At 62.3% G+C, this 13,319-nt stretch carries 13 protein-coding genes; 6 read left to right on the top strand and 7 right to left on the bottom strand.

Going from position 1 to position 13,319, the window contains the following annotated elements; translation table 11 throughout:
* Positions 1 to 10 precede the first annotated feature (10 nt).
* From pabB to MTX35_RS17600, 3 genes are all read right to left on the bottom strand, one after another.
* Positions 11 to 2,083 (bottom strand): aminodeoxychorismate synthase component I, encoded by a 2,073-nt coding sequence (gene pabB / locus MTX35_RS17610; protein WP_243596209.1) that lies wholly within the window; start codon positions 2,081 to 2,083, stop codon positions 11 to 13.
* A gap of 9 nt (positions 2,084 to 2,092) precedes the next feature.
* On the bottom strand, positions 2,093 to 2,488 hold the full coding sequence (locus MTX35_RS17605) for a chorismate mutase family protein (RefSeq protein ID WP_243596208.1): 396 nt from the start codon (positions 2,486 to 2,488) through the stop codon (positions 2,093 to 2,095).
* A 278-nt stretch (positions 2,489 to 2,766) separates the two neighbouring features.
* Positions 2,767 to 3,105: an RNA polymerase-binding protein RbpA gene (locus MTX35_RS17600; protein WP_027497120.1), complete on the bottom strand. Its 339-nt coding sequence runs from the start codon at positions 3,103 to 3,105 to the stop codon at positions 2,767 to 2,769.
* Positions 3,106 to 3,297: 192 nt separating this feature from the next.
* Between MTX35_RS17600 and MTX35_RS17595 the strand changes: the two genes are divergently transcribed.
* The 3 genes from MTX35_RS17595 (at position 3,298) to MTX35_RS17585 (ending at position 6,016) form a co-directional block, all read left to right on the top strand.
* On the top strand, positions 3,298 to 3,630 hold the full coding sequence (locus MTX35_RS17595; protein WP_243596207.1) for a hypothetical protein: 333 nt from the start codon (positions 3,298 to 3,300) through the stop codon (positions 3,628 to 3,630).
* An 87-nt stretch (positions 3,631 to 3,717) separates the two neighbouring features.
* Complete coding sequence (locus tag MTX35_RS17590; protein WP_243596206.1) at positions 3,718 to 4,173, top strand: tellurite resistance TerB family protein; 456 nt, start codon at positions 3,718 to 3,720, stop codon at positions 4,171 to 4,173.
* A gap of 205 nt (positions 4,174 to 4,378) precedes the next feature.
* The gene (locus MTX35_RS17585) at positions 4,379 to 6,016 is read left to right on the top strand and encodes a cation:proton antiporter family protein (RefSeq protein WP_243596205.1); all 1,638 of its coding nucleotides are present in this window, start codon (positions 4,379 to 4,381) and stop codon (positions 6,014 to 6,016) included.
* Between the two features lie 68 nt (positions 6,017 to 6,084).
* Here MTX35_RS17585 and MTX35_RS17580 read toward each other — a convergent pair whose 3' ends face one another.
* Positions 6,085 to 7,110: a GGDEF domain-containing protein gene (locus tag MTX35_RS17580; protein ID WP_243596204.1), complete on the bottom strand. Its 1,026-nt coding sequence runs from the start codon at positions 7,108 to 7,110 to the stop codon at positions 6,085 to 6,087.
* 213 nt (positions 7,111 to 7,323) lie between these two features.
* On the bottom strand, positions 7,324 to 8,916 hold the full coding sequence (locus MTX35_RS17575) for a TPM domain-containing protein (RefSeq protein WP_243596203.1): 1,593 nt from the start codon (positions 8,914 to 8,916) through the stop codon (positions 7,324 to 7,326).
* 547 nt (positions 8,917 to 9,463) lie between these two features.
* Between MTX35_RS17575 and MTX35_RS17570 the strand changes: the two genes are divergently transcribed.
* A complete protein-coding gene (locus MTX35_RS17570) occupies positions 9,464 to 9,673 on the top strand; it encodes a hypothetical protein (RefSeq protein ID WP_243596202.1) in 210 nt (69 codons plus the stop codon).
* Positions 9,674 to 9,837: 164 nt separating this feature from the next.
* On the top strand, positions 9,838 to 10,299 hold the full coding sequence (locus tag MTX35_RS17565) for a hypothetical protein (RefSeq protein ID WP_243596201.1): 462 nt from the start codon (positions 9,838 to 9,840) through the stop codon (positions 10,297 to 10,299).
* An 86-nt stretch (positions 10,300 to 10,385) separates the two neighbouring features.
* Here MTX35_RS17565 and MTX35_RS17560 read toward each other — a convergent pair whose 3' ends face one another.
* Complete coding sequence (locus MTX35_RS17560) at positions 10,386 to 11,570, bottom strand: GNAT family N-acetyltransferase (protein WP_243596200.1); 1,185 nt, start codon at positions 11,568 to 11,570, stop codon at positions 10,386 to 10,388.
* Positions 11,571 to 11,617: 47 nt separating this feature from the next.
* Positions 11,618 to 11,812: a hypothetical protein gene (locus tag MTX35_RS17555; RefSeq protein WP_243596199.1), complete on the bottom strand. Its 195-nt coding sequence runs from the start codon at positions 11,810 to 11,812 to the stop codon at positions 11,618 to 11,620.
* Positions 11,813 to 12,568: 756 nt separating this feature from the next.
* On the opposite strand from MTX35_RS17555, the gene MTX35_RS17550 reads away from it, so the two are divergent.
* A complete protein-coding gene (locus MTX35_RS17550; protein ID WP_243596198.1) occupies positions 12,569 to 13,243 on the top strand; it encodes a bifunctional 2-polyprenyl-6-hydroxyphenol methylase/3-demethylubiquinol 3-O-methyltransferase UbiG in 675 nt (224 codons plus the stop codon).
* The last annotated feature ends 76 nt before the right edge of the window (positions 13,244 to 13,319 follow it).

Genomic DNA, 13,319 nt, shown 5'->3' with positions numbered 1-13,319 from the left:
CGCGTGCGCCTTACTCGCTCTTCGTCGTTCTACCGGTCAGTGCACGGCGCATCGACACAGCCTTGACCATTGTCTCCTCGAACTCTTCGTCGGGATCCGACAGCGCGACGATCGCGCCACCGACCCCGTACGTCACTTCGTGTTCGGTGGCCACGATCGTGCGGATCACGATGGAGAAATCAGCGGTACCGGTGATCGAGAAGTAGCCGATGGCACCCGAGTACACACCGCGCGGACCGTCTTCGAGCTTGTCGATGATCGCCATGGTGCGGATCTTCGGCGCACCGGTCATCGATCCGCCAGGAAACGCGGCGCGAATACAATCCGCTGCGGACGCGTCCTCACGCAGGCGACCACGAACCGTCGAGACCAATTGGTGTACGGGAGCGTAGGTCTCGACGTCGAACAGCTTGGGAACGTGTACCGACCCCGGCACGCAGACCTGTGCCAGGTCGTTGCGTACGAGGTCGACGATCATCAGGTTCTCGGCCTTGTCCTTCTCGTTCGCGACGAGATCGGCCTTGAGAGCGTTGTCTTCCTCCGCGGTGCCTCCACGGGGACGTGTTCCCTTGATCGGCTTGGACTCCACGATACGGTCGGCGTCGATGCGCAGGAAGCGCTCCGGGGACGCGCTCAACACCGACACCTCGGGAAACTGCAGCAGGGCGCTGTAGGGAGTGGGGTTGATCTCGCGCATGTACGAGTACGTGGCTGCTGCGTCGATGGAACCGGCAACCGTCGCTGTGTTGGTCAAGCAGACCTCGTAGGTCTCACCGGACCGAATCTCCGCCAGACACTGGGCAATCAGATCCAGGTAGTGGTCGCGATCGTGGCGGAGGCGGGGTTCGAGCGATCGATCGGCCCCGAGCAGCGGAGTCCCGGACGACGGCGCACCCGAACGGTCGCTCGCGGGAGTTCGTCCGGACAGCCCGCGCAGGGTGGCGGTGACCGAATCGAACCACCGAGCCAACACCGGGTCCCCGGGGGTGGTGGCCAACCCCATCAGATAGAGGGTGCCCGCCTCATGGTCGAACACCAGCGCGCGGTCGGCGAAGACCATCGAAGCGTCGGGTGTCGCAGCTGTGTGTACCAGCTGCCCACCGGTATCGGCCTTGAGTTCGTATCCCAGGTACCCGACGTATCCGAGTCCGAAGGCAAACGGCAGGTCGTGGCGAGGGGGAGTAGCCCGCTCGCGCAGCTGAGCATCGATGTAATCGAAGAAGGTGGAGTGGATGTGCTCGGTTCTTCCATCGGCACCCTGCACGGTCACCGTGGTCTCGGCAACCGAGTAGGTCACGTACTCCGCGTGCGGACCCGAACAGTCACCCATGACGGTGAACCTGCATTCGGGCTCCAGTGCAGCGCTTCCGTCCAGCCAGAAGCTCTTCGAGCCGTTCGCGAAGAGCGCACCGAATACCTCCTCGGAATCGAAAGCCTCGTCGAGCGAGCGTGTTTCGATGGTGAACTTCGAGTCCTGGGTACCCACAGCACTCGGCGCGCTCGACTGCGCGAGCGTCAGGTCGCGGAAGTTGGCGAGCAACTCGCGTCCGTATTCGGTACTGATCGACTCGGGATGAAACTGAACGCCCCACATCGGCTTGCTGCGATGCCGAACCGCCATGACCAGGCCGTCGGGTGTCCACGCAACTTCCTCGAACTCGGCAGGGGTTCGTGTCACCACCAGTGAGTGATACCGCACCACCGAGTACGGCGATGGAATTCCGGCGAACAGATCGACCCCGGTATGAGTGATGTCGGTGATCCTGCCGTGCATCGGGGCAGGCGCGAGGTCGACGCTGCCTCCGAACAGATGACACAGGCCCTGATGCCCGAGACACACGCCGAGTATCGGCAGATCGGATTCGAGGATCACACGTGCGCTGATGCCGAAGTCCTGCTCCAGATCCGGGCGACCGGGACCGGGAGAAACGACGATGTTGTCATAGGCGTCGAAGTCCAGAGAACTCCACTCGACGTCGTTCTTGACCACCGTGGGCGGACGACCGTTCACCTCCGCGAGGAGGCTGTACAGGTTGTAGGTGAAGGAATCGTAATTGTCCACCAGGAGCGTGTTGAGCGTCATCGCGTGCCTCTACCGTTCACTGTCGAGGCCGAGCCCGGACTTGGGAGAATCGATGATCAAATCCTCGACTCGGCACGCCTCGGCGATCATCGATCGGTACAACTCCTCGAGAAAGTCGGGGGAGAGACCGTTGGCCGACGCGAATTCGCGGGCACGCTCGGTCACGAGTCCGACGCGGCCGGGTTGCATCATCGGAATGGAATGGTCGCGTTTTACGTGTGCAACGCGTACACACACATCGATGCGATCTCGAATTGCAGCGCGGAGCACTTCGTCGATTCCGTCCAACTCGCGGCGCAACTCCGCAAGCTTCTGCTCGCCGACTGCGCGATGACCTTCCGATTCTGCTTCGGAGGCAGCTGTACGCAGAGCGTCGGAGGAGCGCTGATCAGAATCCTGGCTCACGAGTTAATGCCCCCTGATGTTTTCGTCTTCAGTTGCTGGGGTTTATCGGTATTTTCCGACAACTGTTACGGCGACCCATGTGCGAACCGCCACACTTGTGACAAATCGATACACGATGATGACACCGGGCCTGCGACACCGCCACTCGATCGTATTGGAACTCGTGACCGAGCGACAATCAATGCAACAAAGCGATCGAAAACATCCAGAAAGCCCGAAAAGAATAAAAAAACTGCACCGCCGGATTGTTTTCGATCAGGCGGTGCAGTCGACGGCGATCATGCGCCGCGGCGCTTCACCTTCAGCAGGTCCAAGCGCTCCTTGAGCAGTTCCTCCAGCTCGTCGACCGATCGACGCTCGAGCAGCATGTCCCAGTGAGTGCGCGGAGGCTTGACTTTCTTGGCCTCGGGGGCGGTGCCCTCGATCAGCGAGCCTTCGAGACCGTTGCGGCACGCCCAGGTTCCGGGAATTTCGGCATCGTCGGCGAACGGTACGTCGAACTCCTCGCCGTTGTCGCACCGATACCGTGCAACGCGCCGGGGTGCCAGGTCGTGATCACGATCGGTCTCGTAGCTGACCGCTCCCAGTCGACTACCTCGAAGTACACGATCTGCCATGGTGAAGTCCTCTCCATCGATAGTAGGTAGGTGCATCGAGGTCATCCGTCGACATCGAACTACACCGTCTACCCACTGATCTTCAACGTCGCCGCGCGTCGGTTCGTTCCCGAGCCGATGAGCTCCTGTGCGGTCTCATCGGCGCAGCTTGTCGACGAATCTTACCTCGGGGTCGCAGTAGGCTGAACGACCATGTCCGTCAGAACCCGCCGTGAGCAGACGTGCGCCTGGTGCGGGCGCCCGGTTGCCGACACCGGCACCGGCCGTAAACGGCGATACTGCCGTCAATCCTGCCGCCAACGCGCGTACGAACAGCGCAGTTCGACCAAAGGGACCTCGATTCCGGACGACGCCGTCGTACTGACCGCCGAGGAGGCGTCCGCGGCAGCCGACCGTGCGTTCGAGGTGCGATGTGCAGCCGAGGACGTCAGCACCGCAGTCGTCGAAGGGGCCGACGCCACCGAGTTGCACCGGCTGTGTGTCGAACTGTTGGCCAAAGCGCGCGACGCGGAACGACTGCGCTGAACTGGGGTTGCCCAACCGTTCACCGACTCCATGGACAATGGTCCGAGGTCCGCGCGACTGCGCGGGCTTCGACAAGTGAGGAGCTCCATGGCGTTCTGGGATCAACTCAAGTCCAAGGCACAGGAACTGAACGGGCAGCTGCAGACCAAGACCAGCCAGTTCAAGAACAAGGAGTTCGCCAACGGCAGCATGGCGATGTGTGCGCTGATCGCGGCGGCGGACGGCACCATCGATCCTGCCGAGCGTCAGAAGACAGCATCTCTGATCGCCGGCAACGAGGCTCTGCGGGTGTTCGAGCCCGACGAACTTCGGCAGAAATTCGACTGGTACTGCGACAAGCTGCAGGGAGATTTCGACTTCGGAAAGGTCGAGGCGACAGCGACGATCGGCAAGTTGAAGGCGAAGCCCGATCAGGCGCGGGCGGTCATCCAGATCGGCATCATCATCGGCGGCGCAGACGGTCATTTCGACGATCACGAAAAGGCAGCAGTGCGCAACGCGTGCTTCGCGGTCGGAATCGATCCGGCCGAATTCGAGCTCTGATACCGCCCCGACCGGGGTTCGGCAGCAGCTGATCTCGGAACGGCGATCGACGAAGCACGCACTTCGTCGATCGCCGTTCCCGTTCGGTGCCGTTCGCTGTGAAATATCCGGATTGCCGGGATACTGGTGACAACTCCGACGGCATCCGCCGATGTCGTCGATCCGTTGGAGGTCCGGTTGCCGTCCACCAGCCAAGGGACCGTGCATGACAGTTGCCGCGATCTACCTCGTCATCGCCTTCGGTTTGGGCGGACTCGCCATGGTGGTTCGTCTACCTCCTCTCGTCGGATTTCTCGCTGCCGGATTCGTCATCAATGCCCTCGACGTCGGTGAGCTGCCCCAGCTCGAACTGATGGCAGATCTGGGCGTCACCCTGTTGTTGTTCGCCATCGGCCTCAAACTCGACGTCCGTATCCTGTTGCGCCGAGAAGTGTGGTTGACGACCTCGGTCCATCTGGTGGTCAGCATCGTGGTCGGCACCACCGTCCTGTGGCTGGCTGCCGTCGCAGGACTGGCCATGTTGTCCGGGCAAAGCCTGACGACGATCGCGTTGCTTGCCTTCGCCATGTCTTTCTCGAGCACTGTCTTCGTGGTCAAGGTACTCGAGGAGCGAGGGGAGTCGCACGCTCTGTACGGGCGCGTGGCGATCGGCGTGCTGGTGATGCAGGACATCGTTGCCGTGGTGTTCCTGACCGTCACCAGTGGAACGCTGCCGAGCCCCTGGGCGCTGCTGCTCGTACTTCTGTGGCCACTGACGCGGGTCCTTCGAAGGATATGGAGCGGGCTCGGCCACGGCGAGATGCAATCGCTGTTCGGCATCGTGATGGCGCTGGTCCCCGGTTACGCATTGTTCTCCGCCCTGGGGCTGAAGGGTGACCTGGGCGCACTCGTCATCGGCGTGTTGCTGGCATCGCACTCGGCCTCGTCGGAACTGTCGCGTTCGCTGTTCCACATCAAGGAACTGCTGCTCGTGGGCTTCTTCGTCTCGATCGGTCTGTCCGGGTTACCGGACCTGCCCAGTCTTGGCGTCGCCCTGCTCATGGTGCTTCTACTGCCACTCAAATCTGTGCTGTACGTGGCGCTGTTCGCCATGATGAAGTTGCGGTATCGCACCGCGCTCCTTGCCGGACTGAGCCTGATGAACTACTCCGAGTTCGGTCTGATCGTCGTTTCGGTAGGGGTGACGACCGGCCTTCTGGCCCCGGCTTGGCTGGTCGAGATGTCGATCGCAGTGGCGCTGAGTTTCGTTGCGTCGGCTCTGGTCAACGGTCGTGGGCACCTGATGGTCGAGAAGATCGCGACACGTTTGCCCGAGCAGGACGAGCGCAGCCTGCACCCAGAAGAACGTTCCGGTGATGCCGGTGACGCCGAGGTCGTCGTGATCGGAATGGGGCGAGTGGGGTTCGCGGCGTACGAGCGGCTCACCGATCACTACCGTCTCGACGTGGTGGGGGTCGACTACGACGGGCCTCGTATCCGACGCCTCGCCGCTCAGGGCTTCCGCGTCATCGAAGGAGACGCCACCGACCTCGATTTCTGGCATCAACTGCGGCACTCGGAGTCCGTGCGGATCGCGGTACTCGCGATGCCGCGTCACGGAGCCAATGTCACGGCACTCGCCTGTCTGCGCGAATCCGGGTTCAGTGGAACCGTTGCAGCTGTGGCTCGCTACGACGACGAAGTGCAGTGGGCCAAGGAACACGGTGTGGACATCGCATTCAACGTGTACGCAGGCGCGGGATTGGAGCTCGCGGATCAAGTTGGACAAGGTGCACCAGGTCCCGTAGGCGACGCGGTCGAACCCGAGTCCGACGAGCCGCACCTGCCGGACAACACCAGATGAGCCTGCGGGGCGAGTCCTACATCTGCACCCAGTGATTGCGCACGCCGTACAACGCCGCAGGGGAGTAGTCAGCCCTGCACAGAACCGCGGTAGTCGCCACTCTGTTTTCTGGCGCTCTTCGCGCGGTACATCTCGGCGTCGGCGGTTCGGAGCAGGAGCAGTATGGCCTGTTCCGAATCGCCGACGCCCACTTCGGTGGTAGCCGACCCCACGCTGACCGAGAGGCCCGACATCACTCGTGTGTCGGACAAGGCAGCCGCCAGGGCATCGATGCGCGGCTCCGTGGTCCCCGGTTCCGCCACGGATACACAGGCGAACTCATCGCCGCCGAGTCGGGCAACCACCCAGCTGTGTGAGGTGACTGCCCGCAGATGTTGCGCCAGATCGACCAGAACGGCGTCGCCGGTGTGATGACCGAACGTGTCGTTCACGTGCTTCATGCCGTCCACGTCGAGTACCACAGCACTCATCTGGGCAGATCGATCTTTGTGCGAAGTCAGGAGAATTGTTTCGACCGCGGCGAAGAGCCCACGACGATTACGCAGGCCGGTCAGCGGGTCGACCAACGACTGCTGTGCACGGGAGCGCAATTCACTGACGTAGATGACCAGGATCATCGGTGCTCCGAACATGAGCAGCATGGTGAGTGAGTGAGCAATCACGACCCACCCACTGGCGGCATCGTTCAGGGCGGCCCTGACGCACACGATCGCGAGAACGAGGACGGTTGCGGCCATGTGGATCCAATACACGAGCGGCCGCACGGCGATGACTGCGAACATGGTGACCACTGCGAACAGCACGGTGCCGCCGATTGCGGTGAGTAGATCTTGTTTGAGCAGCAGGCACGCACCGATCGATACGTCGGCATAGACCACGTAGGCAACGAGCGCTTTCGGCGTCGGCCACCCACCGATGAACCATCGGAGTGACACGGGAAACGTCGTGAGGCTGACGAGCACCACGACGACGACACCGATCCCGTCGTATTCTTCGCTGGGCGCACTGAGCAGTCCGATCAGCCCGATGACGACTGTGGCCGCACCGATGAAGAATTGCGTGATCTTGACTCGACCGGCATCGAGGTCCAGCACGACCGGATTTTCCCGTCGAGATTCGGACGGGTGAACCGACTCAGCGAAGAGTGCGCGTACCGCGATCATGAGAACCCCTGGTAGAGATTGTGAGCCTCCGAGCACGGTAGCTGGAAGCGGGGACCAGGATCGGACTTTCCCGATGTTCAGTTCCTGGTTCGCGGCCCGCCGAACCGCGATCGAGCCGAACGAGGTGGTTCGTCGACCGATCGATCAGGTACTGCCTGCCGCTCCGCCTCCTCCACCTGCACCTCCACCCGAAGCAACGGATCCGCTACCGCTGGAGACGAACACCCCGGAGAACGCAGCCCAGGGGAGGACCACCGGGTCTCCCGCCGCGTAGTTGGCACCCGCGGGTGAGGTGAAGGCTCGCAGCGGCGTGTCACTCCCGGGGTCGGTTGCGGCCTCGAGCCGTTTCCGAAAAGCCGGGGCCAGGCCGAGCGCGACGATATCCGGAAGGGCGGCGTTCAAATCGACCGACTCGTCGTCGTCCTTGGCGGCCTGCTTCAATCCGTCGCGGTAGGCCTCCCACGGGCGAGAGGCGTCCAGTCCGGCGACCGAGAACCGGGAGTACACGATCGCCGTCGACAGCCCTGCAACGAGGAGGAGGGCCGATGCCATTACTGCGAACCACATTGCCTGGGCTCCCGAGGTGGCAACGGCGATTCCACCGACGGCGACGACGCCACCGAGCACGCCCAGACCGGCCAGAACTAGCCGGCGTCGGCCCGTGCCATCGGCAACGAATCCGCCGGCCCGCAGTCTTGTGTCCACGAGATTTTTCGTCACGCCGGGACCCCGCGCGACCTTCTTCAACTCGTCACCGGGTACGACATCGTCCTCGGCACGATCTGCAAGCATCGACCAGACCGCCTCTTGAACCTCTCCGCGGGCACGTGTTCGATCCAGAAGCCTGATCCTGACGGTCCCTTTGTCGAACTTTCCCGGCTTCTTGTCTGGCTCGAAGGTGAGCGCGTCGGCGGCGGCGAGTGCCAGTACCGTTCCCGGCATACCGCTGGGCTGCGCGCTGCGGTGTACGAGGGCGGTCGCGTACGCGGCATCGGTGGCCTGGTCCGGTCGCACTGTGGTCGGAGATTGTCGAGAGACAGTCGATTTCGCGCGACCGCGGAACAGCGCTGCCACCAGGAGCAGTCCCACAATCGAGATCACCGACCCGGCCCACGGCAGCCAGGTCGAACCGGGACCGTCGGCGAACCTGTCCAGGGCCGTCACCGGTGGACCGTTACGAATGTCGGACCTCAGGCGGTCGATCCCTGAGGTCAAGCTGCCCGCGACGTCACCATCTCGCAGCGGCGGAATCAGCACATCCTCGACGATCGCCTCTTGTTCGTCCCGTGGAACGTTGCCGTCGTCGTACGTGCTGCCGAGGAAGATGCCCGCACGAGCCTCGTCGAGTTGTCCAGGCTCCCGGTTTATCAGGATCGCGCCCGCGGTGTCCTGGTCGATACCTGCCGTGGACACCCATCGTTGCTGAAGGGCTTCGACCTGATCCAACGTGTCATCCGAATCCGCGTCGAGTTCACGCACGTACGTGATCACATCCGCGCCGGTTTCGGATTTCAAGTTCTCCAACTGACGTTGGATGTCCGCGGTCTGCGCTGGATCCAGCGAGTAGCCCGTTCGGTCGTAGACGCGCTGACCCGATGTCAGACCCTCGAAATTGGCGTCTGCGGACGAGCCGTCGGAGCAACCGACGAGGCCGAGAACGGCGAACAGCCCGATCGCCACGGCAGCAACTCGGCGGTTCGAGCTCCGGCGACGGGATGTCTCAGCAAATGCGACCATCGACGAATGTTAACGAGAGTAAGTGTGCGGTAGCCAGCACATTCGGCCAACGCGACGGTAAACATCGAGACCCGGCGATTACTTGCTTTTGTCACAGTGACGAAACCTTGGCTGGCAGAGACGGGAAGGGTGGTGCGAACAACCCGATTCGAGTGTGCCGATCTCATCGCATCGGACGAACAACGGACCTGCCGCGAGAGCCGATCACCGGATGCGCGACACATTGCTCTCGAAGATTCCAACACCGCCGAGCCGCGTCACATCGACTCGAAAAATGAACAGTGCAGCGCTGCAGTCGAATCGACAACTTCGAGGCCTGAGGTCGTCGAACTGCAGGTCGTAGTTTTGCCGATAATCAACATTATGTCAGGTCGAACGCTGGATGGCGGCTAGCTTGTAATTTTGCAGGTGCCCCCCGGGCTCGCGGATTTCGTCTCGTAATCTCCTGCGGAGCGGCCTCGCATCGCCGTTTGCTTGTTGTGATGGAACGACCACAATTCTCTGTGAACAGTGCATGGGATCTCTTCAAGAATGCGAGGAGTTGAGGGTGAATTTTCCGAGCGGAAAATGGTGGGTTCTCTTCTGGTCGGCGCAGGCGTTGCTGTGGGCCGTTATTTCGGTGATTCGAACTCAGGACGGTGAGTTTTCGGCCTGGTCATGGGTGGCTGCTTGTTTGCTTGCTGCGGCCGCAATCCTGACCGGGCTTCGTACATTTCGCCGCACAAGTGACAGCGATCATGGACGCATGAACCCGTAGGAGACGTACGAGGGACTTGCAAGGGGCGTCGAGCGGCAGTCCTGATCGACAGTTCGAGTCGAGGCAATATGCACTGTCCGGCGTGAACTGGTCTATGTATGAACGTGAGCGGCGAGACAGCGACTTCGAGGCCGAAGCGACAGCCGACGTGTTCTAGTGGAACAGTGGACTGGGTCGAGAAGGAACTGAGGGTCGCTGCTCTCACCGGTGCCTGCACAGGTGTGGCTGTCATGCTCCCCTGGGCTCTGGAAGGGTCCATGTCCTGGTTGGCGCTGCTGCTGATTCCTGCGTTCTGTGGTGCTCTGGCCGGGCTGTTGGTCGGCGTGATCGCGGTCGGCGGGGGCCGCTACGCGTTGTGGTCGAATCGCGTGTGGCCCGCTCGATCGCACCGCAGCTGGCGACACCGATTCGCCACGTGCACCGCGGCAGCGGTCACGCTGGTGACCGCTGCGGCCCTGTGCTGGCTGGCCGTGACCGCTGGTGAAATCTCCACCGATACGGACGAATTCCCGCCTTGGTGGATCGCACAGGCGGCCGTGACAGCGTCGAGCTACCTCTTCGCCTACCTTCTCGCTCCTGCGACAGCCTGCACCGCACGGACACAGGAACGCCTCGGAGAGGTCTAGGTTTCTGTCCCCGGCCCGTGCTCAACTTCCTTGTGGAGCATCGTGATCGATGACCGACTCTTCCAAGGCTGGTTCGGAAGCGTCCGCTACGGTGCCGACTGTCTGGTCTTCTCGGTGGTTGTTACTGATCGCAGAAAACAACGAGCAGACTCGAGTCGATCAGCGTCGTAGTCTTCCCATTTCGCTGCGGGCACGGCCTTGCGCTCGACCTCGACGAAGCCGCGCTTACCGAAGAATTCTGCGGCCTCACCACTGACGGTCACCGCGAACAGATTCGCGATACCCCTGGTGCGGCAGACCTCCAACAATCCGTCCATCAGTAGGCCACCCGCTCCAAGTCCGGAAAACTCGGCGACTGTGATCAGACCCGATACTTCGGCGAATCCTGTTCCGGCATAAAGGTCAACCTCGAGTCCGACGATGCCGGCGAGGTGCCCGGTTCGTAGCACTCGTGCGCCGAGCCCTCCGACCGCCATCCTGGCAATCTCGATCCGGCTGCGCTGCTTGAGAACCCCTTCTCGTACTCCCTGTGCGACCAGCGCCTCGATTGCAGAGAAATCGTCCACCTGCAGCGAGGCCAAGTGAAGGTAGCGTCCTTGAGTCAGAACGGTCCCCCGGCCGTCGAATGTGAACAGCTCGAATTCGAGATCCTCAGCACGACAGAGATTTACGCTGTATGCACCGCCGGCAAGTGCCGCCTCGGCCGCGTGCGGGAAATCGTCGAGTCCCCGTTCGGCCAGGTGGGCGACCAGGCGCTCGCGGTGCAGGTCGATGTCGGCGAAGCTGCGAGGAGGATCACCCCAACCCCCACCCGGATCGGTCAGCACCATCTTCGAGGCCCGCACACTCGCAGACACAGTGCCGGCGGTTCGTGCGACTGCGGCTGCCTTCGTACCGATCACGACACATTCCGAGTCTGCGATTGCGAGCCACAGACGGGCGACGGACTCGTCGTTCCAGACCGTCACGCCGTCGATGGCCACACCTCCGACCGCGGTGGTGACCTCCGGAACGGAATCGGCCGGAACCACGAAGATGAATCGCGTGTCGCCCGTGACGAACTCACCGACCGTACGTTCCGCTGCTTCCAGCGCAGCGATGCTCACCAGGGGAAGGGCAATCACGATCGTGACCCCTCGGAATTCCTCGATGAAGAAGTCGCGCTCGGCAACAGGCACCCCACTGGGCGTCAACTCGACCGCCACCTCGCGCGGGACCGCCGGCCGCGGCCGCAATTTCCGTGGATTCGCGCGCAGATCGTAGTTCGTCATGGTGGGTCCAAGTGTGGCCTGTGGGCTGACACCCTGCAACGTCCGAATCAGTAGGTGTAGTTGATACCTCGGGAGAACGTGAATCCGCCCGTTGGTGCGGTGCAGCCGATTATGTCGTCGGGCCCGGACCGGCACACCACGTCCTCGACCGACAGCACCTGGCCGAACTCGAGCACCGGCGCGTTCGCATCCACATAGATGCCCTGCGTCGTGCACATGCTTTCCGAACCCGCGGCGGTCACGCGAACAGCGACCTTGTCGTTCTCGGCATTCGAGCATTGGGGTCCCTCGAAAGGATTCCTGCCGTCCACGGCCTGACATCCCACTCGCCCCTCGGGTCCATCGGCGTCCCAGATGCCGCAGTGAATGTTGCCCGTCGGCGATGTGAAGTTGTATTTATCACTCCCCGTCCGGAACGTCGCAGGATCGACGTTGCCTGGTTCGTCGCCCGACGGCTGCAAGATTGCACCGCCACCACCGGGCACCAGGTCCGCTGCTTCCTCCGGCGTTCGAGTCGGCTGAGCAACTGCCGATTCCTGTGGCGATTCGACCTCCAGCCGAGTTGGCGACTCTGTGGTCGTCCCCACAGCCGACGTTGTCGTCCCTACGGGCACGGACGTCGTGTCCGGCGCGGCACTGGTATCCGAATCGCCACTCGCACAACCGCCGAGAGCCAACCCGCACACAGTCGCGACCAGAACAACAGACTTGCGAGCAATCATCACGTTTCCCTTTTCTCTGCGAGAGTCGATATGGGCCCCGACGTCACCGGACAGTGTTTGCACCGCCCAGCCGCAGGTCCTTTCGCCCCGCGTACAGCGGCATCATCATCAGCTCAGCGTAGGTGCCCGGCAGTACGGTCGACGCGATACTCTGCCCACCATGCCCATCGATCCCACCGTCCGAGTGTCCCGGCTGCAGGCGTCGATCGATCACCCTCGCACGAGCACCTCGGAGCAAGATGTGGCCGAACCCAACGGCTCCGAGGCAACGATTCGATGACCGCGCCATCCACCCGACCCGGCGCTGCCCCGTACAGCAAGCTGTTCCTCGCCATCTACGACCTGTGGGTGATCAGACTCTCGAATGACTACGGGTGGCGTTGCAACAGAAAACATTTCGTCGACCTGTATCGTGAGCACATCGGTCGCCGCCACCTCGAAGTCGGCCCCGGATCGGGCTGGGTCCTTGCCAACATCGACCTACCCTCCGATATCGACCTCACCCTCGTCGATCTCAATGCCAACTCACTCGAGCACACCGCCTCGCGTCTCGACGTCTCGCCGACACTGATCGAACACGATCTGATGCTGCAGCTGCCCGAGAACGTCGACACATTCGATTCGGCGTCGATCAACTACGTCTTGCATTGTCTCCCCGGGGACTGGTCGACCAAGTCCCTAGCGCTGACGAACCTGGCCGATGTGCTGACCCCCGATGGCGTGTTGTTCGGATCGACCGTGATCGGCGTCGATCAGAAATACACGACACTCGGTGCGGCACTGATGTTCGCTTACAACAGGATCGGTGCGTTCGGTAATCGGTGCGACGATCTGCCCGGCTTACGGCAGCTTCTGTCCGAGAGATTCGAGCACGTCGACGTCACGATGGTGGGCAATGTGGCGCTCTTCGTCGCCAAGAATCCCCTCGACGCACAGCAACGTGCCGACTGATGTGCAGCTGAAAGCGATTCTGTCCGTCCCGCACATGCACTTCGACGACTGTTCGAGCACGAGGACCACGAACGCC

This window comes from Rhodococcus sp. ARC_M12 (assembly GCF_022810385.1).
In the GTDB taxonomy this organism is placed as follows: domain Bacteria; phylum Actinomycetota; class Actinomycetes; order Mycobacteriales; family Mycobacteriaceae; genus Rhodococcoides; species Rhodococcoides navarretei.
This window is presented reverse-complemented; position numbering and strand designations above follow the sequence as displayed.

What these genes read in the sequence shown, in the direction of transcription:
- pabB (WP_243596209.1), bottom strand. Translation starts at nt 2,083, where the DNA reads ATGACGCTCAACACGCTCCTGGTGGACAATTACGATTCCTTCACCTAC.
- MTX35_RS17600 (WP_027497120.1), bottom strand. Translation starts at nt 3,105, where the DNA reads ATGGCAGATCGTGTACTTCGAGGTAGTCGACTGGGAGCGGTCAGCTAC.
- MTX35_RS17595 (WP_243596207.1), top strand. Translation starts at nt 3,298, where the DNA reads ATGTCCGTCAGAACCCGCCGTGAGCAGACGTGCGCCTGGTGCGGGCGC.
- MTX35_RS17590 (WP_243596206.1), top strand. Translation starts at nt 3,718, where the DNA reads ATGGCGTTCTGGGATCAACTCAAGTCCAAGGCACAGGAACTGAACGGG.
- MTX35_RS17585 (WP_243596205.1), top strand. Translation starts at nt 4,379, where the DNA reads ATGACAGTTGCCGCGATCTACCTCGTCATCGCCTTCGGTTTGGGCGGA.
- MTX35_RS17575 (WP_243596203.1), bottom strand. Translation starts at nt 8,916, where the DNA reads ATGGTCGCATTTGCTGAGACATCCCGTCGCCGGAGCTCGAACCGCCGA.
- MTX35_RS17560 (WP_243596200.1), bottom strand. Translation starts at nt 11,570, where the DNA reads ATGACGAACTACGATCTGCGCGCGAATCCACGGAAATTGCGGCCGCGG.
- MTX35_RS17550 (WP_243596198.1), top strand. Translation starts at nt 12,569, where the DNA reads ATGACCGCGCCATCCACCCGACCCGGCGCTGCCCCGTACAGCAAGCTG.